The sequence below is a fragment of the Hwanghaeella sp. genome (assembly GCF_965227365.1).
Lineage (GTDB): Bacteria > Pseudomonadota > Alphaproteobacteria > UBA8366 > Aestuariispiraceae > Hwanghaeella.
On record NZ_OZ245754.1, the window covers coordinates 330,852 to 356,809 of the forward strand.

Annotated in this window: 12 protein-coding genes; 4 read left to right on the forward strand and 8 right to left on the reverse strand. The window is 61.0% G+C overall.

Features of this window, described 5'->3' with window-relative positions:
- Positions 1-75: 75 nt before the first annotated feature.
- Positions 76-846, reverse strand: coding sequence for a sulfite exporter TauE/SafE family protein (locus tag ACQK2G_RS01465; RefSeq protein ID WP_425403236.1), 771 nt, complete (start codon positions 844-846; stop codon positions 76-78).
- Positions 847-1,000: 154 nt separating this feature from the next.
- On the opposite strand from ACQK2G_RS01465, the gene ACQK2G_RS01470 reads away from it, so the two are divergent.
- Positions 1,001-2,146 (forward strand): succinylglutamate desuccinylase/aspartoacylase family protein, encoded by a 1,146-nt coding sequence (locus tag ACQK2G_RS01470; protein WP_425403237.1) that lies wholly within the window; start codon positions 1,001-1,003, stop codon positions 2,144-2,146.
- A 25-nt stretch (positions 2,147-2,171) separates the two neighbouring features.
- Positions 2,172-3,335, forward strand: coding sequence for a beta-aspartyl-peptidase (iadA, locus tag ACQK2G_RS01475; RefSeq protein WP_425403238.1), 1,164 nt, complete (start codon positions 2,172-2,174; stop codon positions 3,333-3,335).
- Between the two features lie 11 nt (positions 3,336-3,346).
- Here the strand turns inward: iadA and ACQK2G_RS01480 are convergent, their stop codons facing one another.
- The 7 genes from ACQK2G_RS01480 to ACQK2G_RS01510 form a co-directional block, all read right to left on the reverse strand.
- A complete protein-coding gene (locus tag ACQK2G_RS01480; RefSeq protein WP_425403239.1) occupies positions 3,347-4,345 on the reverse strand; it encodes a Gfo/Idh/MocA family protein in 999 nt (332 codons plus the stop codon).
- Positions 4,342-5,376: a Gfo/Idh/MocA family protein gene (locus ACQK2G_RS01485; RefSeq protein WP_425403240.1), complete on the reverse strand. Its 1,035-nt coding sequence runs from the start codon at positions 5,374-5,376 to the stop codon at positions 4,342-4,344. Before ACQK2G_RS01485 ends, ACQK2G_RS01480 begins: the two co-directional genes overlap by 4 nt.
- A gap of 107 nt (positions 5,377-5,483) precedes the next feature.
- Positions 5,484-6,692, reverse strand: coding sequence for a DUF2920 family protein (locus ACQK2G_RS01490; RefSeq protein ID WP_425403241.1), 1,209 nt, complete (start codon positions 6,690-6,692; stop codon positions 5,484-5,486).
- Positions 6,634-7,422, reverse strand: a complete 789-nt coding sequence (locus ACQK2G_RS01495; RefSeq protein WP_425403242.1) for an ABC transporter permease — start codon at positions 7,420-7,422, stop codon at positions 6,634-6,636. Before ACQK2G_RS01495 ends, ACQK2G_RS01490 begins: the two co-directional genes overlap by 59 nt.
- 2 nt (positions 7,423-7,424) lie before the next feature.
- Complete coding sequence (locus tag ACQK2G_RS01500) at positions 7,425-8,123, reverse strand: ABC transporter permease (RefSeq protein WP_425403243.1); 699 nt, start codon at positions 8,121-8,123, stop codon at positions 7,425-7,427.
- A gap of 103 nt (positions 8,124-8,226) precedes the next feature.
- Complete coding sequence (locus tag ACQK2G_RS01505; protein ID WP_425403244.1) at positions 8,227-9,018, reverse strand: ABC transporter substrate-binding protein; 792 nt, start codon at positions 9,016-9,018, stop codon at positions 8,227-8,229.
- 133 nt (positions 9,019-9,151) lie between these two features.
- Positions 9,152-9,928, reverse strand: coding sequence for an ABC transporter ATP-binding protein (locus ACQK2G_RS01510; protein WP_425403245.1), 777 nt, complete (start codon positions 9,926-9,928; stop codon positions 9,152-9,154).
- Between the two features lie 467 nt (positions 9,929-10,395).
- On the opposite strand from ACQK2G_RS01510, the gene ACQK2G_RS01515 reads away from it, so the two are divergent.
- Positions 10,396-12,663 carry a TolC family outer membrane protein gene (locus tag ACQK2G_RS01515; protein WP_425403246.1) on the forward strand — a complete coding sequence of 756 codons (2,268 nt, stop codon included), beginning with the start codon at positions 10,396-10,398 and terminating at the stop codon, positions 12,661-12,663.
- A gap of 361 nt (positions 12,664-13,024) precedes the next feature.
- Positions 13,025-25,873: an Ig-like domain-containing protein gene (locus ACQK2G_RS01520; protein ID WP_425403247.1), complete on the forward strand. Its 12,849-nt coding sequence runs from the start codon at positions 13,025-13,027 to the stop codon at positions 25,871-25,873.
- Positions 25,874-25,958 lie beyond the last annotated feature (85 nt).

The window sequence follows — 25,958 nt, forward strand, 5'->3', positions numbered from 1 at the left end:
TGGCAGGCGTACAGATTAACGCATCAGAAAACCATTCGCTACGACAGCTTTGGTTAAAGCTCGCCGGCAATGCCGTTAGCCGGCCAACAGGCCCGAAAACCCGTCGAACAGGAGTTTTGCCCCGGCGAGAATTAAGAAGGTGTAAATGATGCGGTAAAACAGCGCTTCATTCACCCGCTGATGCAGTTTCAGGCCCAACCAGATTCCAACCGGCGCCAAGGGGGCCAGTGCCAGGGAGGTGCCCAGGCTGGCGGTCGAGAACTGCCCGAGGAAGCCATAAGGAATAAGTTTGACGTAATTCACCAGGAAGAAGAACCAGACCGTCGTGCCGACATAGAGTGTCTTGTCTATGCGCTGCGGCAGCAGATAGACCTGAACGGGTGGCCCTCCGGCATGGGCGACAAAGCTGGTGAAGCCAGAAACGCAGGACCAGACCGATCCTTTCACCCAGGACGGGCCGGCGGGTGCCTTGTCGCGATTGCGTTTAATCAGGTTGCTGATCGTAAAGGCGATCGCGATCCCGCCGATCAGGATGCGAATAAAATCCTCGCTCATCACATCAAAAGTGAAGGTGCCGATCACAATCCCGGCGACCGCGCCCGGCGCCATCCGCAATAGGTTGGGCCAGCTTGCCTTCGTGCGGTAGGCAATCAATCCCATGATGTCCATCGCGCACAGGATGGGCAGCATGATGGCCGCCGCCTGCAGTGGCGAGGTGGTGAGCGCGATCAGGGGTGTCGCCAACATCCCGATCGAACCGCCAAAACCGCCTTTCCCGATACCGGCAATCAGCACGGCGGGAATGGCGGCCAGATAGAAGAGAGGATCGGTTATCGGTTCGAACATTGCCTATCGCACCTAGACGGTATTTCGGATGACGGCAATCGGGGATTCGGCAACATTGCTGTTCCCGTGTCCGCCCATGCCGGGGAAGGGCCCGCTTGCGCCATGCTTCCGGCCCGGATATCGATTGCCGGAACCCGATGCCCGGAGATCTGAAATGTCCCGCCGTACCGAAGAAATCCCCTTGATGTCGCCCGCGCCGGGGACGTCCCGGTCACTTATCGTGCACCGATACGGAACGCCCGGAGCGGGTCCCAAGGCCTATATCCATGCCGCCCTGCATGCGGATGAATGGCCCAGCGTGTTGGTTGTTCAGAAATTGATCCCGATGCTGGATGCTGCGTCGGAAACCGGCGATATTCTGGGCGAGATCGTTGTTCTGCCTTATGCGAATCCGACCGGCCTGGCCCAGCGCATGGGGGGACATGTGACAGGCCGCTACGACTATGACGGCAGCGGAAACTTCAACCGAAATTGGCCGGATCTTTCCGAGGCCGCGGCGGAAAAACTCGGCGGATCGCTGCCGAAGGATCCGGCGGAAGCTATCCAAGTGGTTCGAGCGGCGTTGCGGGACGCAGCAGCCGAATTGCCGCGCCGAACGAGGAATCAGGAATGGCGGGCGATCCTTCTCGGCCTCTCCATAGATGCGGATTACGTCCTTGACCTGCATTGTGATAGCGAGGCGACGCTGCACACGTACACCAACGTCCGGCACAAGGATCTGGTTGAGGTTCTCGGCGCGGATCTGGGCGCGCCGGTCAATCTGCTGGAAGTTGAAGCGGGCGGGGGCGCTTTCGACGAAGCGAACGCCAAACCCTGGTGGACGATCGGAGACTTCCTCGACGGCGGTGCGGATCTACCGGCCGCCTGTTTCGGGGTTACGGTCGAACTGCGCGGTCAGGCGGATGTGTTGGAGGAATACGCCGATGCGGACGCCGCCGCGTTGTTCCGTTTCCTGCAGCGTCGCGGGGTCATCGGCGGGGATCCAGGTCCTCTGCCTGCGCTCAAGAACCCGGTAACCATGCTGGATGCCGTCGATCTGGTTCGCGTGCCCAGGTCCGGTATCGTCGGCTACCACAAGGAAGTCGGCGATCTGGTCTCGAAGGGGGACGTCGTTGCGACCCTTTACGATCCCTCCGCTGTCGATCCTGTTGGTGCGCGACTGGACCTTCTTGCCGGCACGGACGGCATCATGTTTTCCCGATTCAGCGATAAACTGGTCGAGCCCGGTGAAAACGTTGCCAAGATCGCGGGCACGGAGAGCTTGAGCTACCGGAAAGCCGGCGCCCTTTTGGAAGACTAGGCGCGCCGTGGGAAAGGAAATTTCCATGTATCTGATCAAAGCTGTTGAGTGTTATGCGCCTGAACATTTGGGTCGGGTGGACATCCTGATCGGTGGCGGGAAAGTCCTCGGCGTTGCGGAAAAAATCGATCCGCCGCGCGGACTCGACTGTGCCATCGTCGATGGGGCCGGATTAGTCGCCGCCCCGGGCTTCATCGATGGGCATGTCCATATTGCCGGTGCCGGCGGGGATGGCGGGCCGGAAACCCGTACACCGGAGGTCCTTCCGAAAGCCTTGGCGGAGGCGGGCACGACGTCCTGTGTCGGATGTTTGGGAACGGATGGTTTCACCCGTACGGTCGGCAGCGTCGTGATGAAGGCGAAATCTCTCAGGGCTCAGGGCTTGAGCAGTTTTTGTTATACCGGTTCCTACCAGGTGCCTGCCCCGACATTGACCGGCGGCGTGGAAACCGACCTCTGCTATCTGGCGGAAGTGATCGGTGTCGGCGAAGTGGCGGTGTCTGACCACCGGTCTTCCTCCCCGACGACGAGTGAACTCCTGAAGCTGGGGAAGGCTGCTCATGTCGGGGGATTGCTGGGGGGCAAGGCGGGTATCATCCATGTGCATATGGGGGATGGCGCCGATCCGTTCCGGCCGATCTACGATGCGGTCGAAGCAGGCGATTTGCCGATCTCGAAATTCTACCCGACCCATGTGAACCGCAACGACCATATTTTGGAGGACGCCAAAGCGTTCGGTAAACATGCCCCGGTCGACATCACCGTCGGTGCGGGACCCGATGAACCGCCCAAGGCAATCGGTGCGACGGCCTGGGACGCCGTTATCGCATTGCTGGCGGCGGAGGTTCCGTTGAAGAACATCACCCTGTCCTCCGACGCTTGCGGGTCGCTGCCTGTCTATGACGAGAACGGCACCTTCGTCAGTATGCAGGTTGCACAGCCGCGTGTGCTGCTGAGGACGTTTCAGAAGATCGTACGCGACGGGTTGTTGCCGGCCGAAAAGGCCTTGGCGCTGATCACCAGCAATCCCGCGCGGATATTGCAGCTGTCCGGCAAGGGGCGCGTCATGGCAGGCGGCGATGCCGATATCCTGCTGTTCGGAAAGAATTGGGATCTGCAGTGGGTGTTCGCCAATGGCGTTCCTTGGATGCAGGACGGTGATTTGATCAGAACCGGGACGTTCGGTTGACTGTTGGTGAACTAGCCACCGGCCATTTCCTGCGCCAATAGCGCCAGCCGCGTCACCTCGAATGCATGGGACTGTTTCATCGCCGTTTCGGTTCGATCGCGGATATCCTGTATCAGATTCCGAAAATAGGTGATGGGAACGTCCTTGCAGTCGATATATTCACAACGCGTCTTGTTCACCAGGAATAGATGGTCGGTACCGTCGCGACCGGCGACGTCGATGTATTTTCGAAGCTCTATATAGCCTTCCGTTCCCAGGATGGTCAGCCGGCCGTCGCCCCAATTGGGCAGGGCGTCGGGCGTGTACCAGTCCAGTCGGATATAGCCGTGACCGTTTGGACTGCGGAGCACGATTTCGCCAAAGTCGTCGAATCCCGGATGGTCCGGATTGTTGTGGTTCGCGATACAGGCATGGGCTATTTCCGCCGTTTCCGACCCGGTGAAAAACAGGAACTGGTCGATCTGGTGTGATCCGATGTCGGCCAATATGCCGCCATAGCGGGTTTTATCGAAGAACCATGGGTCGCGGAGAGGGGCGTTCAGCCGATGGGGACCAAGCCCGACCGTCTGCACGACCTTGCCGATCTGTCCGTCGGCGATCAACTCGGCCGCTTTGGCGACGGCGGGGACCTCGAAATGTTCCGAGAAATCGACGGACCAGATGCGCCCGGTTTCTGCTTGAGCAGCCATGATGCGGTCCAATTGCGCTTGCGAGATGCAGCCTGGTTTGTCGACCATGACGTCCTTGCCCGCATGCATCGCTTCGATTGCCAGATCGGCCCTGTCGCTGGGAATTGCGGAAATCAAAACCATATCGACATTTGGGTCGCTCAGAATGGCGTGGCGATCGTCAACACGCGGCAGATCTGGGTAGCGTTTAACGAAGCCGTCCAGGGTTTTGGGTGATCCTTCCGTCCACCACCCGATGCCTATCGCACCGGCGTCCAGCATCCCGCCCAGCATGCCATAGGCATGGCGATGGTCGATCCCGATAACGGCGACACCGGTCACAACGGTTGCTCCAAGTCGATGCGGCGCCCTTCGTTGGATGACATGATCAGGGCGTCGATCAGCTTGTGAACTTCCAGGGCGGTATGCCCGTTCGATTGCGGCTGCCGTCCCAGACGTGCTGCGTTCAGGAAATCCGTGATCATCGCCTTGTGCCAATCATGTGGAAAATCCATCGGATCGGCACCGCCGCCGGTGCTGGTGGTTTCCCCGAAGGTTTCCGAACGACCGTCTCGCCAATCGACCTCCAGTGTGCCGCCGGTAATCTTGGTCGATGCATTCTCGAAGTTGAGGGCTATGAATTCCGCTTCGCCGGGATAACGGGTGACGGTGGCGATCAAGGCTCCATTCGCACCATTGGCGAAACGCATACCGCCGCCGACGAAGTCTTCCGCCTCGAAGGTCTGCAATCCGGATTTACCCGCCATGGCCTGAACGGAAGCAACGGGCCCGGCCAAGGAAAGCAGAAGGTCCATCGAATGGATCGCCTGGGATATCAGCACGCCGCCGCCGTCCCGCGCATAGGTGCCGCGCCCGGGTTCGTCATAATAACTTTGTGGACGCCACCAGGGCACCACCAGATAGGCGGATGCCAGACGGCCCAATTTGCCGTCTTTAATCAGGCGCTGCAGCGCCAGGGATCCGGCGCGGAACCGATGTTGAAAGACGACCCCCAGCGTAACGCCGGCCTCGTCGCAACGGTCGACGATCCGTTTGGCTGCATCGGTGGTCCGTTCCACCGGCTTTTCCATCAGGATATGCTTCCCGGCGGCGGCCGCCTTCGCTGCAATTTCCTCCCGTGCATTCGGCGGTGTCATCATCAACAAACCGTCCAACGCAGGGTCTGCCAGCATGGCATCGACGGAAGGTGCTTCCGGTACGCCCCATTCGCTGCAAAAGGTGGCGCGGGTTTCCGGCCTGCGCGAGTATACGCCCCGTATTTCGACCTCATCCGCCAAGTCCTGAAACGACTTCATATGCGGTTTGGCGGCCATGCCCGCACCGACGATTCCAATCCCGAACTTTTCTGGCACGGGCACCTCCCCCTAGGCTTATGGTTGTTTAGCCTATTCTGTTACCGTTGATCCCGACATGCACGAGAAAATAGGAGGCGCATACGATGTCGGCGGCTTACCTGCGATCAACGCATCGACGCGTTGAAACCATAATCTGTGGAGTATTCGATTTCGTAGGTTGCTGTTCCGCATGGCAGGGAACGCAATGACGCCCGTTGGAAGTCGTCCCCTACCCTGCTGGGGACTTCACCCAGACAGGTCATGGCATGGTCGAACAACCCGATCAGCGACGCGTCCAAGCCATGTCTCGTGTTTTTGAACAGGCGCCCGTCCACATCATCTTGCGTAACCATCGTGGCCCGCAGATTGACCTTGTTTCGCAAGACGTTCCAAAGGGTTTGTTTTTCCTGCGCCGGGATCATCTGATCGTCGACACCATGGTAGGAGATGACGGAGACACCGGACGCGCCCTGATAATGATTCTTGCGAAGGTCGCGGATTTCCAGATGTTCCGGTTTCAAGAAATGCGGGTCGGATGAGTCTTCTCGGGTCCAGGGTGAAAAATTGCTGTAATAGACCCGGACACCCCCCGCATCGAAATGATGTCGGTGGGGCTGCCACAAGTTGTTCATTTCCGTCTCGATCGCGTGTACCCAACAGGAATTCTCGATGATCGCCGAGAAGGTATGCGGCGCGAATTTCAGCAGCATCATGGCCAAATAGGCGCCGTGGGAGGTCCCGAAGACCATCACCCGGTTTCGATCGAATGGAACCCCGCGCCGTACCATGTCGGCATAAACCTGCAAGTGATCCAATGCGCCCAGAGTGCCGAAGGATTCATAGTCGGTCCCGCATTGTTTCACGAAGCTGAATTCCGGTGGCAGTTCGCTGACGCCGTTCGCCCGAAGCAAGGCAATAACCGCGCCGGGATCGTCGGGTACATCGACACCCGATACACGCCGAAAATCGTCGAACCATCCAGGGCGTACGGTGAAGGACGGGTCGCGTGTCGTGCGGACAAGGCTTCCGTGATACCCCACAGTGACGGTGATGAAGCCTTTCGAGACCAGGTGAGGAACCAGTTTTCCGGCGACATAATCTCCGTCCCGGCGAAAGCCGAAACCGCCAATGAAGAACAACAAGGGTTTCGGGGAACTGTTGCCGTCATCCGGGAAGCAGATGGAATAGGAAAGGGGTTCACGTGGAATCCCCAGCTCGAAATCCGGTGGCGCCTTAATTGTAAAATGCTGTTCCAGGGCCGGCATGGCGGCCTCGCTATTGAACAGCCGCTGCCGTCGCGCCTTTCGCCTCGACCCGCGGGCGTAGGTGGGCAAGCCACCGATGCTCCCACCATTTGAAGACGCGCGATATTCCGAAAACCAGGACCATGTAAAGAATCATGGCGGCGACGAAACCTTCATAGGCCAGATAATAGCGTCCGTTCAGCCAGCGACCCACGCCCAGGATATCCTGCAAGGTGATCGTGCTGGCGACGACCGATCCATGCAGCATGAAAATGACTTCGTTGGAATAGGCGGGTAGAGCCCGCCGGAACGAGTTCGGCAGGATGACGCGGCGCATCCGTGTCCAATAGGACATGCCGGAGGCTTTCGCTGCTTCCACCTCGCCATGCGGCGTGGCCTCGATGGCGCCACGGAGGAATTCAGACGTATACGCGGCGGTGTTCAAGGTGAAAGCGATCAGCGCGCACCACCAGGCTTGGCTCAGAATAGGTTTCCAAAGCGCGCTTTCGCGAATGAAGTCGAACTGCGCCAAGCCGTAGTAAATCAAGTAGGTTTGCACCAGCAGGGGCGTGCCGCGAAAAAAATACGTGTAGCACCATATCGGGCCGTTCAGCAGCGGATATCTGTATGCCCGCGCGATGGCGAGGGGGATCGACAGCATGCCACCCAGCAGCAAGGCCAGGAAGGTCAATTCCAGGGTAACCCATGCCCCCATAAGGAAGCGGTCGAAATTGTCGATGATCGCCATGAAGTCGAGTGGCGAGCCGCCTTCGCTGAATGCGCGAACGACGTCCATGACGCTGCGTGTTTCCTCCGCCATTGTCACGCCCCTTCCGACTGCCGGACACCGGCGCTGTATTTGACCTCGAGTCTACGAAGTCCAAGCTCGGACAATGCGGTCAAGATCAGGTAAATGACCAGGACGGCAAACATGAAGGTGAAGAGTTGGCGAACCGAGCGCCCGGCTGTGAAAGCCATATAGACAACGTCCTGAAGCCCGATGATCGACACCAGGGCCGTTGATTTGATCAGGACCAGCCAATTGTTACGGAAGCTGGGCAGGGCATAGCGCACCATCTGGGGCCAGGTAATACGCCGGAACAGCATCCAACTGCTCATGCCGCAGGCGATGCCGGCTTCGATTTGACCGCGCGGGATGGCCAGGATCGCACCGCGAAACGTTTCCGTCATATAGGCGCCGAAAATAAACCCGATGGTCAGGGAACCGGCCATGAATTGGTTGATCTCGACATATCCCCACAGGCCGGTAGCGTCGCCGAGATCATTGACCAATTGCTGCCCGCCATAAAACAGCAACAGCATCAAAACCAGATCCGGGACGCCGCGGATCAGGGTCGTGTATGCGCCGGCCAGGGATTGGGCCAGCCTGTTCTCGCTCAGCTTGGCCGTGGCGCCGACAAGACCGAGCAGTACGGAAAGGACAACGGAGACGATGGCGAGTTCGATCGTGACGAGCGTCCCCTGGAACAGGAGCCCCCGATATTCGTAGATAACGTCCATCCGTCGATCCGCGCCGCTGTGTCGTTCAAGTCAAAAGGGGAGAGGCATCTGCCCCTCCCCTTCGACGTTACTCAATAGATACCCGTGACATTCATCCCGGGGATCAGGAACCGGCCGGGGCGCCAAAGATGTCGAAGTCGAAGTACTTCGCATTGATCTTGGCATAGGTCCCATCGGCGCGGATCGCCTTGATGGCGTCGTTGAACGCTTCACGCAGTTTGTCTTCGCCCTTGCGCACGGCAATGCCGGCACCCTCACCGTGACATTCCAGATCGAACTGGTCGCCGCCGAGGAATGCGAAGCCCTTGCCGGCATCGGTGTTCAGGAAGCCTTCAAGCGCCTGAATGGAGTCAGATATCTGCGCATCCAAACGGCCGGCAGCCAAGTCCTGGAAAACTTCTTCCTGCGTTCCGTAGAGAACGAGTTCCGCGTTCGGGAACTTCTTCTCCATGTAGCACTGGTGGATCGTACCGCGCTGAACGCCGATCCGCTTGCCAGCCAGGGCATCCGGGCTGTCGGACAGGCCGGAATTTTCGGCTGCGACGAATTTCGCCGGCGTATTGTAGTATTTGTCAGTGAAGTCTACGCGCTTCTTGCGTTCTTCCGTGATCGACATGGAAGCGACGATCGCGTCGTACTTCTTTGCCAACAGGGCGGGGATGATGCCGTCCCAATCCTGCTCGACCAGTTCGCACTTGCGGCCCATTTTTTCGCACAAAGCGTTCGCGACTTCGATATCGAACCCGACAAGTTCGCCGGAAGCGGTCTTTTCGGAGAACGGAGGATATGCACCCTCGACACCAATACGCAGAACGTCTTCGGCCTGTGCCTGCACGCTCAGGCCAAGGGCAAAGGCACCCGCGACCGCAGCCAAACCCAGCTTTTTCAAAAGCATTTACTTTCTCCCTAGTTGCATGCGCGGTTGTCGAATTCTGTCCTACCGCCGCGCCTGATGAAAACTAACTACACGTTTGACCCATTCGGCAATGCTCCGGGCGACTCTTTCCGCGTTGATGGCGGCGTGTGCTCTAATCCCTTGTCTTGGCCAGGAATTGCCGGAACCTCTCAGACGAAGGATTGGTGAATACCTTGCCGGGCGCGCCTTGTTCCTCTATCCGTCCCTGGTGAAGGAAGATCACGTCGGAGGAAACATCGCGTGCAAAGCCGATTTCGTGCGTGACGACGATCATCGTTCGACCTTCCCCGGCCAGATCGCGCATCACTTTCAGCACTTCACCCACCAATTCGGGGTCCAATGCAGATGTGGGTTCGTCGAACAGAAGGACTTCCGGTTCCATCGCCAAGGCCCGCGCGATCGCGGCACGCTGTTGCTGGCCTCCCGAAAGATGGGACGGGTAATACTCCTTGCGCTCATAGATGCCCACTTTGTTCAGAAGCGCATCGGCGCGGTCGATAGCATCCTGCTTTTTCATTCCCAGGACATGGACGGGTGCCTCGATGACATTCTCCAGCACCGTCATGTGGCTCCACAAATTGAAGCTCTGAAACACCATGCCGAGCTTGGTGCGAATGCGTTCGACTTGTTTGATGTCTTGGGGGACGGATCGGCCATTGCCGGTCTGTTTCATGGCGATCGTCTCGCCTGCGACCGTCACTTTTCCGGAATTCGGTGTTTCAAGTAGATTGATGCAACGGAGGAACGTGCTCTTGCCGGAGCCGGAGGATCCAAGCATTGAAATGACGTCGCCCTTACGCGCCGTGACGGAAACGCCCTTCAGAACCTCCACATTGCCGAAACTCTTATGAAGATCCTCTACCACCAATGACGGAACGTCGTCCGTCATGCCCCCGTATCCCTCATCGACCCCTGTCTCCCGGTAACCGCAACAAAGCCGATCATAACGTTGCGGTCCTCGACGGATTTAATTACGCCCGCTGCCTGACAGCACTCTTCTGTATGTTTCGAGACAGCTTCTTGCCAAAGACGGTAAGCTCTTGGGCCGGTGCTGACAAGCCGCGAGAAGTGCCCACTGTCATCCTGCTCCGCGGTAATTTGCGTTGCTATGGTCGCGCTTTCTGTTTAGGTCACGGAGACAGCGTTCCGGGACGCGAAGACGGGTTTTTTCGGACAAGGTTCTAGCGGTCGATAGTGGTTGCTTGCATCGCTGTTTCGACCTTTCTTGTCGTTGGAAATGCGATATTCGCGAATTCTTTTGGAATGTTTTTTGTATTGGTTTAGTTATTGTTAACCCAAGACTTGTTATCTTTTATTTGGGTTAGTCTTGGCGTGGCAGGTTTAGAGAGAAACTTTTTGAGAGTTTTTCTATCTCAGTTCCGCGGGCGAGCGCTGCTTGGCCGCGATGTCGCTGTTTCAGGCGCGGGGGGCGCGCCTGTACCCTTTGCCGTGCTCGGCCTCAGCCTGATCTTTGCTGCTCCGGCGTTTGCCCTTCCTTTGGAAGATGCTGTGCGCGGCGCGCTGCAAACGAATCCTGATATCGGAATCGTTGCCGAAAGCAGGCGGGCCATTACCTATGAATTGAAGCAGGCCGAGGGGGGATACCTGCCGAGGCTCGATCTGCGAACCGCCTATGGCGCTGAATACACTAACGATCGTACGACACGCGGACGGGCTGACACCGTCGGCAATGGCAGCAGCCAAACCCTCGGAACCTTCCAATCCAGTCTCACTCTGACCCAGATGTTGTTTGACGGGGACGAGACCTGGAATGAAGTGCAGCGTCAGAAATCTCGTTTGATCGCAGCGTCGCGCAGAGTGCGGGAAACGTCTGAGTTCATCGCTTTGGACGCGGTCGAAGCGTATCTGGAATCACTTCGGCAGCGCGAATTGACCCAGCTAGCGTCCGACAACGTCGATGCGCACCGTCAGACGGTTGGTCTCGTCGAGGCGAAGGCATCCGGCGGGGCCGCCACGGTGGCTGATATTCAACAGGCGCGCTCGCGGCTGGCCGCTTCCGAGTCGACCCTTGCTGAATCCAGGACGCGTCTGCGTGACGCCGACGCGACTTATACTCGGATTGTTGGCGAAGGCCCGCGGGAATTGATCCGGCCGATCGCTCCGACCTGGGCATTGCCGATCAGCATTGCCGGCGCGGTTGATATCGCTTTGCAGAACAACCCGACCATTTCCGTACTTAGGGCTGATTTGGAAACGGCGCGCGCTGAGTTCAACGGCACCAAATCCGGATATCTGCCGACGGTCGAACTCGAACTGCGCGGAGGTTATGACGAGAACCGGGAGGGCTCGGTCGGGGCTGACTACGAAGGTACGGCGCTTGTCGTCATGAACTACAACCTTTTCAACGGATTTCAGGATTCCAACCGGCGCAAGGAATTCCTCGCCCGTATCGGTGAGAACCGGCAGCGCCTGAACCGGGCCGTGCGTTTGACCGAAGAAGAAATGCGGTTGGCCTGGAATGCGTTGATCAGTGCCCGGGAGAGAGTGGCGGCGCAAAGTCAGGAAGTGGATGCGAACGACCGGGTCCGGCAAACTTACCGTCAGCAGTTCGACTTGGGCGGCCGAAGCCTGTTGGAGCTGTTGGATGCGGAGAACGAATATTTCCTGGCGAAAGGAACTTTGATCAGTTCGGAATTCGCAGAACTTTTTGCTGTTTACAGAATCCTGGCGACCGCTGGTGCCCTGCTTGCGTCGCTTGACGTTACGCCGATTGAAGAGGCCCATACGCCGTTCGACCCAACGCAGCCTTATGAAATTGATCAAGAGCGCCAGTTGAGCGACCCCGACTACACGCGCCGGCAGAACCTGCAGGAAGTCGAGGGGGAGGTGCTTGAGCCCGGTGTGTTGGATCAATCTCCTGCGCCGGTCTTCGACCCCAACGCTTTCAGCACACCGGGGCAGATTATCGATCCCAATGCGGTACTGGATCCGAATGCGGTTCTTGATCCTACGGCGGTGCTGGATCCCAATGCGCCCATACTGCCTGAAAACGATGCCGGTGGTCCTGCCGCTGTCTTGGAGGAGGAGGTCGCTCCGCTGGCACCGCTCGCGGTACCCGAACCGGCGCCGGCTGAGCCCTTGGCGCCGCAGAACGAGGTTCCGGATAGCCTGACAGCGCCATCGCTTGGGGTGCCGGCGCAGGAAACCATCGTCCCCGCGCCGCCGGCTCCCGAAACGGTGGCGCCCGAGGTTGTCGCGCCTGTACCGCCTGCACCTGCTGCTCGTGTCGATACTGGCGGACAGCCTGAGCCTTCACCATCCGCTCAACCGGTTGATCCGCCATTACCGCCGTTACCGGATGCGCAACCTTCCCCAGCACCCTTGCCGGCTCTTCCGCCGGTGCCGCCCGCTGCGCAACCTGCCGCACCTTCGGACGGTCAGGCACCAGCAGGTGATGGGCCCAGGGACGGTACCGGCCTTAACGACGATATCTTTGATAGTTCGCGCCTGAATGTGGTTCCAAGCACCGAGGCGGCGGGGGCGTCGACCGCTCCGCGATTTGCCGTCGATGAAAGAGGGACGCGCGGAAATGCGCCACGGGGCTCCGTGATCCTGGATATGCCCTGGGGCGGGGCGTTGAACGGTGGCGACCCGCAAAATTAGTGAGCCGCGGTTCGCTGCAAGTATGCCTGTCAACGGTCGAAGGCGACCTTTCTTGCCAAGGGGGAGACCTTTCTTGTCAGGGAATCGTGGGGCCTTCCTGATTTTCTTCTTCGTTTGCCTGGTTCGGTCATCTCTTTGAATGGGATGGGTTGCGGCCATATAAACGTAATTTAGTTAAAATTTTAAATATATTTATCGGAAAATTTTGCTTTGCGCGCTTCAAATGCCCATATCAATTGTCCATAAGCTGAAGTCGCGGACGAGTGTGCCTGGATTTTGTCCGCTTTAGATATGCTCCGATTGAAGGCCCATTGATGGATCGTCGCGGAGCCGAAAACCAAAATGGGAAGTTGTTCGACCTATGGCCGTAGAAAATTCGATCCCCGAAGCCGGATACACGAATGGCGCCGATGATGCCTTCGACTATGTGTCCGAAAATCACGAGCGCGCCGCCTCCGCCTTGGAGATCGCTGATATCGCGCCCGGGGAAACGGTCCGTATGGAAATCAATCCCGGACAGGCTCTTCGCCCCGAATTCGACATTACCGGCGCAACCATCACGCGCGACGGTAGTGTCATCACCGTTCGGCTGCCGAATGGCGGCGTTTTGGAACTTTCGGGCCCCTCTGCGGAAGCGTTTGAGGAAGATCCGCCCCTATTGATTCAGCCGGAGCAGACTTTCGCGGAGATGAAAGCCCGTTACGAGGCGAGTCTCGGCGTAGACGACCCTGCGGAATTGACTTCCGCGCAGGACGGGACCGCTTTGTCGGTACCGCGCCCGCTGCCGGGTGAAACCGACGAGTATCTCGTTCAGCCCGGACAGACTGTCATCCTGGGGTTTGCCCTGGATGAAGTAGAGGTCCTGCAGACGGAAACCGACATCATCCTTGTATTTGGGGATGGGTCCCAGATCACGCTTTCGGCTCTTGTCGGGATGGCGCTCAGCGAAAATCCGCCGAACTTCGTGGAACCGGGCGGTTCCGTCATCTCTTCCTCGGAACTTCTTGAGCTCGCCGGCGACATGACGGCGCTCGCGGATACGCTCGACGGGATTGAGACGGCCGCGGGTGGCGGTGATGTCGCGCCGGTAACCAACTTCGGGTTTGGTGCGACTTTCGGGGCGAGCGGTTTCAACGGCGGCAGCGGTCAATCGAGCGGTACCACGCCCGGTGGCGGTGGCGGCGGTGGCGGTGGTGGCGGCGGTGGTGCTGCCGCAGTCGTCGGCGGTACGACTGTCGGCGACCCTGATGACGACGGTCCCGGAATTGATCCCCCTCCGCCCCCGCCGGCAATTGATACGATCCCGGAAATTTCAGCGATACCGCTTACGTTCGGCGAAGAGACGCTCGATGTCGTCATACCGCCGATTGAGTTCCCTGATGCGCTATTGTCGGTGGATTTTGGAGACGATGGGGCCGCTGCTACCTCTCCGGTCACATTTGCGTCGGCGACGATCACGGCTCTGCAGGCACTGGCGCTGACCTCAGGCGGGGACGCCTTATCATTCCAATTGTCGACGGATGGCACGGAAATCGTTGCGTCGGCCGGAGCTCCTGCTGTCACGGTCTTCGTGCTCTCAATCGAGACGGTCGGGGACAGTTATTCCTACAGTTTCGATTTGCAGGGGCCGCTGGATCATGCCGTCGGCGGCGGTGCGAATACGCTCGCGCTTCCTATAACGGTTCAGGCCGAGGACGGCGACGGTTCGACCGCTACGGCAAGTTTCAACATCACGGTCGTCGACGGAATGCCGAAGGTCGTCTCCTTCGGACCTGACCTGTCGGCTGAGAATGCAACTGTCGATGAAGACGACCTCGCAGCCGGGTCCGATGGGACCGGCACGACGGTGGTTTCCGGCAGTCTGGGGCTCACTGGGGAATTGATTACCCTGGATTACGGGACTGACGGCCCGGCGGCTGGTGCGCCGGACGCGCTGGAAGTCGGCGATTTCGATTTGGTCCTGTCCGGTGAGCCGCCGGCGGGATTGACCTCTAACGGTGTGCCGGTGACCTACAGCGCCTTTGACGCGCAAACGGGAACCATCACGGCGTCGGCCGGTGGCCAGACCGTGTTCACTGTGACGTTGAACGCCAATGGCACCTACAGCTTCACTCTTTTGGCGCCGCTCGATCATCCGACCGGTGCGGGACAGAATACGCTCGATCTCGGCTTTACGGTCACGGCTTCGCCCTCCGCCGCGACCATCGCCAACGCGTTGGATGCCGATGGAGATCCTGTATCGCAGGACGTTGACGGAAATCCGCTGACGCTCTCCGATATCGAAATCAGCCGAGGATTCTCGATTACCGTCGTGGATGACGTGCCGGGCGTGGCCGACAACGACACGCTGCAGGTCGAAGAAGCCAGCGGCCAGGTGATTGGCGGCGATGTCCTGGCATCCGCCATTGCTGGTGCGGATGGGGTAAGTCTTACCGGTTTCACCTATACCGACGCGAATGGTGAATTGCAGGCGGGAACGTTCGGAACACCCGTTGCCACCCAATTTGGCACGTTGACGGTCAACAGCGACGGCACCTGGTCCTATTCGGCGACGAATGCTGCCGACAATGACGATGTGCCGGAAGCGGATGGGTTTATCTACACGCTTCGCGATGCCGATGGCGACGAAGTTTCCGCGGTTCAAGCCATCGAGGTTTTGGATAGCGGCGCGCCTGTTCTGAGCGCCCTGGGCGCCACGGTCGCGGAAGTCGACCTGACGGACACGGCGGGTCAGACGATCGACGTCACCTTCGGTGCCGACGGTGCTGGTTCGGTCACCCTGGCCGACACCACGGCGGCCCTGGATGCGGCGGGCTTCACGTCCGGCGGCCAGCCCGTGACCTTCACGCTCTCGACCGACGGCCTGACCCTGACGGGTTCGGCGAACGGCACAGCCGTCGTGACGGTCGCGATCAGCGGCAACGCGGCGGACGGGTTCCGATACGACGCGACGCTGACCGGTCCGCTGGACCATCCGGCGGGTGATGCGGATCTGTCTCTGCCGATCTCGATCGTCGCCACGGATGGCGACGGCACGCAGACCTCCGCCAATACCTCGATCACCATCACGGATGACGGCCCGGTTGCGGCTGATGATGCGGTTGTGCTCGTCGAAGAAGCCTCGGGCGCGGTCGGTACGGCGCAGGGTGCGGCGAACCTTCTGGCGAATGACGACCTTGGCGCCGATGGCGGCGAGCTCGTCTCCTTCAGATTCACCAATGCCAACGGGCAGACGGCCACGGCCAATGCCGGTTCGACGGTGACGACGCAGTTCGGGTCGCTGACGGTGAATGCGGACGGCACCTGGTCCTATACGCCGGGCGTTGCGGCGAACAATGCGGGCGGTGTCGCTGACGGCTTCACCTATACGGTCCGGGATGCGGACGGGGACGAAGCGAGCGCCACGCAGGGCATCACGATCACCGATAGCGGCGCGCCTGTTCTGAGCGCCGCCGGGTCCACGGTCGCCGAAGTCGACCTGACGGACACGGCGGGTCAGACGATCGACGTCACCTTCGGCGCCGACGGTGCGGGCAGCGTTACGCTTGCGGACACGACGGCGGCATTGGATGCGGCCGGCTTCACGTCCGGCGGCCAGCCCGTGACCTTCACGCTCTCGACCGATGGCCTGACGCTGACGGGTTCGGCGAACGGCACAGCCGTCGTGACGGTCGCGATCAGCGGCAACGCGGCGGACGGGTTCCGATACGACGCGACGCTGACCGGTCCGCTGGACCATCCGGCGGGTGATGCGGATCTGTCTCTGCCGATCTCGATCGTCGCCACGGATGGCGACGGCACGCAGACTTCCGCCAATACCTCGATCACGATCACGGATGACGGCCCCGTTGCCGCCGATGATGCGGTCGTGGTCGTCGAGGAAGCCTCGGGCGCGGTCGGTACGGCGCAGGGTGCGGCGAACCTTCTGGCGAATGACGAGCTGGGCGCTGATGGCGGTGAACTCGTCTCCTTCAGCTTCACCAATGCCAACGGGCAGACGGCTTCGGCCAATGCCGGTTCGACGGTGACGACGCAGTTCGGGTCGCTGACGGTCAATGCGGACGGCACCTGGAGCTACACACCTGGCGTTGCCGCGAATAATGCGGGCGGTGTCGCTGATGGCTTCACCTATACGGTCCGGGATGCGGACGGGGACGAAGCCAGCGCCTCGCAGGGCATCACGATCACCGATAGCGGCGCGCCGGTGCTCAGCACGATTGGTGCGACGGTCGCGGAAGTCGACCTGACGGATACGGCGGGTCAGACGATCGACGTCACCTTCGGCGCCGACGGCGCGGGCAGCGTTACGATTGCGGACACGACGGCGGCCCTGGATGCGGCCGGCTTCACGTCCGGTGGCCAGCCTGTGACCTTCACGCTCTCGACCGACGGCCTGACGCTGACGGGATCGGCGAACGGCTCGACGGTTGTAACGGTCGCGATCAGCGGCAACGCGGCGGACGGGTTCCGGTATGACGCGACGCTGACCGGTCCGCTGGACCACCCGGCGGGTGATGCGGATCTGTCTCTGCCGATCTCGATCGTCGCCACGGATGGCGACGGCACGCAGACTTCCGCCAATACCTCGATCACGATCACGGATGACGGCCCTGTTGCCGCCGATGATGCGGTTGTGGTCGTCGAGGAAGCCTCGGGCGCGGTCGGTACGGCGCAGGGTGCGGCGAACCTTCTGGCGAATGACGACCTGGGCGCCGATGGCGGCGAGCTCGTCTCCTTCAGCTTCACCAATGCCAACGGGCAGACGGCTTCGGCCAATGCCGGTTCGACGGTGACGACGCAGTTCGGGTCGCTGACGGTGAATGCCGACGGCACCTGGTCCTATACGCCGGGCGTTGCGGCGAACAATGCGGGCGGTGTCGCTGACGGCTTCACCTATACGGTCCGGGATGCGGATGGTGACGAAGCCAGCGCCACGCAGGGCATCACGATCACCGATAGCGGCGCACCGGTGCTCAGCACGATTGGTGCGACGGTCGCGGAAGTCGACCTGACGGACACGGCGGGTCAGACGATCGACGTCACCTTCGGCGCCGACGGTGCTGGTTCGGTCACCCTGGCCGACACGACGGCGGCCCTGGATGCGGCCGGCTTCACGTCCGGCGGCCAGCCCGTGACCTTCACGCTGTCGACCGACGGCCTGACGCTGACGGGTTCGGCGAACGGCTCGACGGTCGTGACGGTCGCGATCAGCGGCAACGCGGCGGACGGGTTCCGGTATGACGCGACGCTGACCGGTCCGCTGGACCACCCGGCGGGTGATGCGGATCTGTCGCTGCCGATCAGCATTGTTGCCACAGACGGCGACGGCACGCAGACGACGGCGGGCGCGTCGATCACCATCACGGATGAGGGCCCGGTTGCCTCGAACGACCCGACGATCAATGTGATGGAAGCGGCGGGTCCGGTCGGCACGGCGCAGGGCGCCGCCAACCTTCTGGCGAATGATGATATGGGCGCCGATGGCGGTCAGTTGGTATCGTTCACCTATACGGATGCGAACGGACAGTCGGCGACGGCTGCGTCGGGATCGACGGTCTCGACCCAATACGGTTCGCTGACGGTCAATGCGGATGGAAGCTGGTCCTATACGCCGGGTGCGGCGCCGAACCATCTTTCGACGGCTTCGGACGGGTTCAGCTACACGATCCGGGATGCGGACGGTGATGAAGCGAGCGCCACTCAGGGCATCACGCTGACGGACGATCATGCGCCGGTGGTGCGCTTTGGATCGGGCAGCATCTCGGTGATCAATGTGGACGAGGACGACCTGCCGTCGGGCACGGACGGGTCGGACCCGACGACGGTTGGCGATACGTTCCAGGTGGATGTGGGTGTCGACGGCCTGGCGAAGGTCACGATCGCGCCATCGACGGCGACCCAGTTGAACTTGGCGCCGCTGAAGTCCGGCGGTCAGGATATCGAGTTCACGATCTCCGCCGACGGCACGGTGATGACCGGTACGGCGGGCGGCGAGACGGTCCTGACGGTTGCGGTTACAGGCAATCCTGCGGACGGGTTCCGGTTCGACGTGACGTTGTCAGGGCCTGTGGATCATCTTCCCGGCTTCGGGCAGAACACGATGGGGACGATGCCGCTCAGCTTCATTGCGACGGACGGCGACGGCACGACGGGTACGGCGAAGGCCTTCGTGTTCATCAAGGATGACGTGCCGACGCTGACGAATGACAGTGTGGTGACGGTTACGGAATCCGGCGGTGTTGCGACGACGGGCAATCTTCTGGCGAATGCGGTGCTCGGCGCGGATGACGGCAATGGGCTGTCGGTCGCCCGGTTCACGTATACGGACGATGCGGGTCAGACCCGTCAGGGTGTGATCGGCCAGGAGATGGACACCCAGTTCGGCAAGCTGGTTGTGAATGCGGACGGAACGTGGAGCTACACGGCGGACGAGGCTGCGAACCAGACGAACGGTGCGGTGGGTGACAACTTCACCTATACGATCGTGGACGGGGACGGCGACGCGGTATCGGCTGTTCAGGCGATCAACATCATCGACAGCGGCACGGCGCCGTCGATCGATCCTGACGGCGGTGTCTTTGGCGGTACGGTTGCGGAATCCGGTCTTGAGAGCGGTGCTGTCGTCCTGACGCAGCAGGCGGAAGTTGCCTTCGGTCCGGACGGTCCTGCGTCGGAAGATCCGGTTGTATTCTCGTCTGACATTGTTGCGTCGCTGACGGATCGGGGGCTGACCTCGGGCGGCGATGCCTTGTCCTACAGCCTGTCCGCAGACGGCATGACGGTGACGGCGACGGCCGGCGGCGAGACGGTGTTCAGCATTGCGCTGGGCAATGTTGCCGTGGCGGATGCCCAGGGCAACGCGACCTACGACTACACCTTCACGCTGGAAGGACCGCTCGACCATACCGGCACGGAAGGCGATGCCATCAGCGGCATCCTCTTCCCCGTCGTCATCACAGATGCGGACGGGACCAAAACCCAGACCGACGTTCACGTTACCATCACGGATGACGGCCCGGTTGCCGCCGATGATGCTGTTGTGGTCGTCGAGGAAGCGTCCGGTGCGATTGGCACGGCGCAGGGTGCGGCGAACCTTCTGGCGAATGACGACCTGGGCGCCGATGGCGGCGAGCTCGTCTCCTTCAGCTTCACCAATGCCAACGGGCAGACGGCCACGGCCAATGCCGGTTCGACGGTGACGACGCAGTTCGGGTCGCTGACGGTGAATGCGGACGGCTCCTGGTCCTATACGCCGGGCGTTGCGGCGAACAATGCGGGCGGTGTCGCGGACGGCTTCACCTATACGGTCCGGGATGCGGACGGGGACGAAGCGAGCGCCACGCAGGGCATCACGATCACCGATAGCGGCGCGCCGGTGCTCAGCGCCCTGGGCGCCACGGTCGCGGAAGTCGATCTGACGGACACGGCGGGTCAGACGATTGACGTCACCTTCGGCGCCGACGGTGCTGGTTCGGTCACCCTGGCCGACACGACGGCGGCCCTGGACGCGGCCGGCTTCACGTCCGGCGGCCAGCCCGTGACCTTCACGCTCTCGACCGATGGCCTGACCCTGACGGGTTCGGCGAACGGCACAGCCGTCGTGACGGTCGCGATCAGCGGCAATGCGACGGACGGGTTCCGGTATGACGCGACGCTGACCGGTCCTCTGGATCACCCGGCGGGTGATGCGGATCTGTCGCTGCCGATCTCGATCGTCGCCACGGACGGCGACGGCACGCAGACCTCCGCCAATACCTCGATCACCATCACGGACGATGGCCCGGTTGCGGCGGATGATGCGGTCGTGGTCGTCGAAGAAGCCTCGGGCGCGGTCGGTACGGCGCAGGGTGCGGCGAACCTTCTGGCGAATGACGACCTGGGCGCCGATGGCGGCGAACTCGTCTCCTTCAGCTTCACGAATGCCAACGGGCAGACGGCTTCGGCCAATGCCGGTTCGACGGTGACGACGCAGTTCGGGTCGCTGACGGTGAATGCGGACGGCACCTGGTCCTATACGCCTGGCGTTGCGGCGAACAATGCGGGCGGTGTCGCTGACGGCTTCACCTATACGGTCCGGGATGCGGACGGGGACGAAGCGAGCGCCACGCAGGGCATCACGATCACCGATAGCGGCGCGCCGGTGCTCAGCACGATTGGTGCGACGGTCGCGGAAGTCGACCTGACGGACACGGCGGGTCAGACGATCGACGTCACCTTCGGCGCCGACGGTGCGGGCAGCGTTACGCTTGCGGACACGACGGCGGCCCTGGACGCGGCCGGCTTCACGTCCGGCGGCCAGCCCGTGACCTTCACGCTCTCGACCGATGGCCTGACCCTGACGGGATCGGCGAACGGCACAGCCGTCGTGACGGTTGCGATCAGTGGCAACGCGGCGGACGGGTTCCGGTATGACGCGACGCTGACCGGTCCGCTGGACCACCCGGCAGGTGATGCGGATCTGTCTCTGCCGATCTCGATCGTCGCCACGGACGGCGACGGCACGCAGACGACGGCGGGCGCGTCGATCACGATCACGGATGACGGCCCGGTTGCCTCGAACGACCCGACGATCAATGTGATGGAAGCGGCGGGGCCGGTCGGCACGGCGCAGGGCGCCGCCAACCTTCTTGCGAATGATGATATGGGCGCCGATGGCGGTCAGTTGGTGTCGTTCACCTATACGGATGCGAACGGACAGTCGGCGACGGCTGCGTCGGGATCGACGGTCTCGACCCAATACGGTTCGCTGACGGTCAATGCGGATGGAAGCTGGTCCTATACGCCGGGTGCGGCGCCGAACCATCTTTCGACGGCTTCGGACGGGTTCAGCTACACGATCCGGGATGCGGACGGTGATGAAGCGAGCGCCACTCAGGGCATCACGCTGACGGACGATCATGCGCCGGTGGTGCGTTTTGGATCGGGCAGCATCTCGGTGATCAATGTGGACGAGGACGACCTGCCGTCGGGCACGGACGGGTCGGACCCGACGACGGTTGGCGATACGTTCCAGGTGGATGTGGGTGTCGACGGCCTGGCGAAGGTCACGATCGCGCCATCGACGGCGACCCAGTTGAACTTGGCGCCGCTGAAGTCCGGCGGTCAGGATATCGAGTTCACGATCTCCGCCGACGGCACGGTGATGACCGGTACGGCGGGCGGCGAGACGGTCCTGACGGTTGCGGTTACAGGCAATCCTGCGGACGGGTTCCGGTTCGACGTGACGTTGTCAGGGCCTGTGGATCATCTTCCCGGCTTCGGGCAGAACACGATGGGGACGATGCCGCTCAGCTTCATTGCGACGGACGGCGACGGCACGACGGGTACGGCGAAGGCCTTCGTGTTCATCAAGGATGACGTGCCGACGCTGACGAATGACAGTGTGGTGACGGTTACGGAATCCGGCGGTGTTGCGACGACGGGCAATCTTCTGGCGAATGCGGTGCTCGGCGCGGATGACGGCAATGGGCTGTCGGTCGCCCGGTTCACGTATACGGACGATGCGGGTCAGACCCGTCAGGGTGTGATCGGCCAGGAGATGGACACCCAGTTCGGCAAGCTGGTTGTGAATGCGGACGGAACGTGGAGCTACACGGCGGACGAGGCTGCGAACCAGACGAACGGTGCGGTGGGTGACAACTTCACCTATACGATCGTGGACGGGGACGGCGACGCGGTATCGGCTGTTCAGGCGATCAACATCATCGACAGCGGCACGGCGCCGTCGATCGATCCTGACGGCGGTGTCTTTGGCGGCACGGTTGCGGAGTCCGGTCTTGAGAGCGGTGCTGTCGTGCTGACGCAGCAGGCGGATGTTGCCTTCGGTCCGGACGGTCCCGCTTCGGAAGATCCGGTTGTGTTCTCGTCTGACATTGTTGCGTCGCTGACGGATCGGGGGCTGACCTCGGGCGGCGATGCCTTGTCCTACAGCCTGTCCGCAGACGGCATGACGGTGACGGCGACGGCCGGCGGCGAGACGGTGTTCAGCATTGCGCTGGGCAATGTTGCCGTGGCGGATGCCCAGGGCAACGCGACCTACGACTACACCTTCACGCTGGAAGGACCGCTCGACCATACCGGCACGGAAGGCGATGCCATCAGCGGCATCCTCTTCCCCGTCGTCATCACAGATGCGGACGGGACGAAGACCGATGCTGAAGTGACGATCAATGTCACCGACGATGCGCCCTCGGCCGTTGCGGAAAGCGGAGTGTCGTTGCAGGAGGGCAATTACTCGGTCGACAGCAACGTGATGGACAACGACGATGTCGGTGCCGATGGCGCCACGCTCGTTTCCTTCACCTATACGGATGCAAATGGCGTCGAACAAACCGCGTCGGCGGGTGACACGGTCCAGACCCAGTTGGGCACGCTCACCGTCAATGCCAACGGTGCTTGGAGCTTCGACGCTGATCTCAATGCCGTGGGCGATCTTACCGCATCGACCAGCGATGGCTTCACATATGTCATTCAGGATGGCGACGGCGATACTGCCTCCGCGAGCCAAGGCATAACCATTGACGCGCCTTTGGATGCCGGTGCAACGATCACGGTTACCGGCGAGGGCAATGAAGATGAGATGATCCCGTTGGTGATCGCGGTCAATCCAACCGTCAATTCTGAATTCCTTCGGGTTGTGGATGTCACGATTTCCAACCTCCCATCCGATGCTGCCCTGTTCGATGCCAATGGTATCGAAGTTGCAATCGTCGATGGCTCGGCGACGATAGGGGCGGAATCGCTTCAGGGACTGCAAATTCAACGCGGCACGAATATCAGTAATGATATCCAGGGCCTGCAGGTTACGGCGCGGGTTGAAAACATCGCCCTAGGCACGACAACAGAGACGACGGCGACCGGTGAGGTCATCGTTCATGCCGTTGCCGACGAACCGACGCTTACCGTTTCCGCATCGGTGATAGATGATGCGACGGGTGCGGAAGGCACCGGTCAGGACAACGGTTGGGGCAATGGTGATGACGATGCGCCTGGCAACAGTGCACAAAACAACAATGCCGAGAATACCGGTGGTAATGGAAACAACATGGCGAATGCCCCTGGCAACAGCGGCCATGGGGAAACCGGTTCCACGATTGTCGGCGGAGCCGAAGGCGGTGTTCTCAAGGGCGGCGCCGGCGACGATGTAATCCTGGGCGGAAGCGGCGACGACACCGTTTTCGGCGGCGGCGGCAATGATGAAGTCAACGGCGGTGCCGGTGACGACATTATTTACGGCGACTTGTTTGCAGGGACCGGCGATATCTCGTTCGAGATCAGCGCAGGACTGACGGATCTCGACGGATCCGAGAGCCTGTCTCTGACGATGAGCGGTCTTCCCGATACCGGGGTTCTGAGCAACGCGCAGGGCGATATCATCCCGATCGTGGCTGGCACAGCCGTTCTGACCGGCGTGCAGTTGAACGGTCTGGTTCTGACCGTGGATTCGGATCAGCCCGCTTTCTCGGTAACGGTTCAGGCGCAGAGCACGGATACGGATCCCGATGACGGCGCGACGGATCAATCCTCCATCGTCACGCGGGTACTTGAAATCGTTCCGAATACCGCGGGTGTTCCGGGCGATGATACGCTCCAAGGCGGAGGCGGGTCCGACACGATCTACGGCAATGAAGGCGATGACGTCATCCTGGGTGACGGTGAGGGGACCTCGGCGGGAAGCTTCGGAAACAACCTTCTCGTCAACGGTGATTTCGAATCCGGCCGCTCCGGTGTGGGCGATCGTCTGAACGTCCCCGGTTGGCGTGTTCACGACGGTCGCGCCGAAGTGCGCGACGCGAGCCGCTTTGGTGTCGAAGACAACGGTCACGACCAAGTACTGGATTCGGAGGGTTACGCGTTTACCAAGATCTCGCAGGGGGTCGATGGTCTGGAAGCCGGACAAGCCTTGCAACTCAGCTTCGACATGGCCGGACGGACCGGTCGGAGTCATGACGACGCCGACGGTTACCGTGTTTTCTGGAACGGCGAGCTGGTCGCCGAAGTCACGGACGTGCAGGAATGGGAGACCTATACGGTCGACTTGATAGCGGGGTCCGGAGACGGTTCGGATACGATCATGTTCGAGGGCGTGGGCCGTTGGACGGGTAAAGGGGCGTTGCTGGACAACGTCGCGCTGCGCGCCGTAACGGATACCGAGAATGTCGCCGGTGACGACGAACTGCACGGTGGCGCGGGTAACGATGATATTGCTGGTAACGCCGGCAACGACTGGATCGTTGGCGGTACCGATAACGGTCAGATCGACGTGAACCAAACGCTCGATGCGACATTCGTCAGCTCCAGCGCCGGTTACAACAATACCATCGGGTATTACGTGAAGGGCGAGAACGGCGAACCGACCGTGGGCAAGATTCTCTGGACCAATGCCAATGCCACAAAACGGGGCGACACCGAGACGATCGATCTCGATGGGTTTGATGCAGACCAAGTCGGTTACTTCCTGGTCCCGGATGGAGCTCGCCTCAATCAGGGGCTTTCGGACGGCGATGCGGTCACCTTTGGGCAGAACGCCCAAGGGCAATGGGTTGTCGAACATAACGGCACCGCGTTGGATGGCCGGAGTTTCGACGCCTATTACAGCGATCAGGCCCTGAACCCGGATGGCCTGGACCATGTCGAGGAATTCCGCAACTGCGGCGTCGACGTCATTGGTTTCGAAGACCTGCCAAGTTTGGGCGACCACGATTTCAACGACGCCATGTTCTCAACGGATGAGGGAATGGTTGTCGGCAGCTTCGAAAGTGGCGACGACCTGTGGGGCGGTGAAATCGGTGGCCAGGGTGATGGGCAGAAGGATGTCTTCTTCCACGCAAAGGGCGACGGTGTGGACACGATTCACGATTTCGAAGTCGGTATCGATCAACTCGTCCTGAGCGGATACGACCGAAATGATGTGAATTTCATCGCCGATGGCGACGACACGATCATCCATCTTGGCGACGACGACGCGGTGAAGCTTGTCGGGGTGTCCGCCGATGTCTTCGCGGGCGGGCGCGGATCGGCCGTCTACGATGCGGACACGGACAATAACGGGTCCCTGAATGTCGACGAGCTCGTCAGCATGAAAGACGACCTTTTCGCCGAAGACGGGTCCTCCGATACGCCGGAAAGCGACGACGCCAGTGTGGTTTTCGTGGCCCCGATCGAGCCCGGTATTCTGGATGGCGGCAACAACAACGACGGGAACGTCTGATCGGGATTGACGGTTTTCCCTCGGGTCTACTCTCTCGGGGTTTCACCTGGGGCCGCTTTGGCGGCCCCACTTTCCGGGCCCCTTG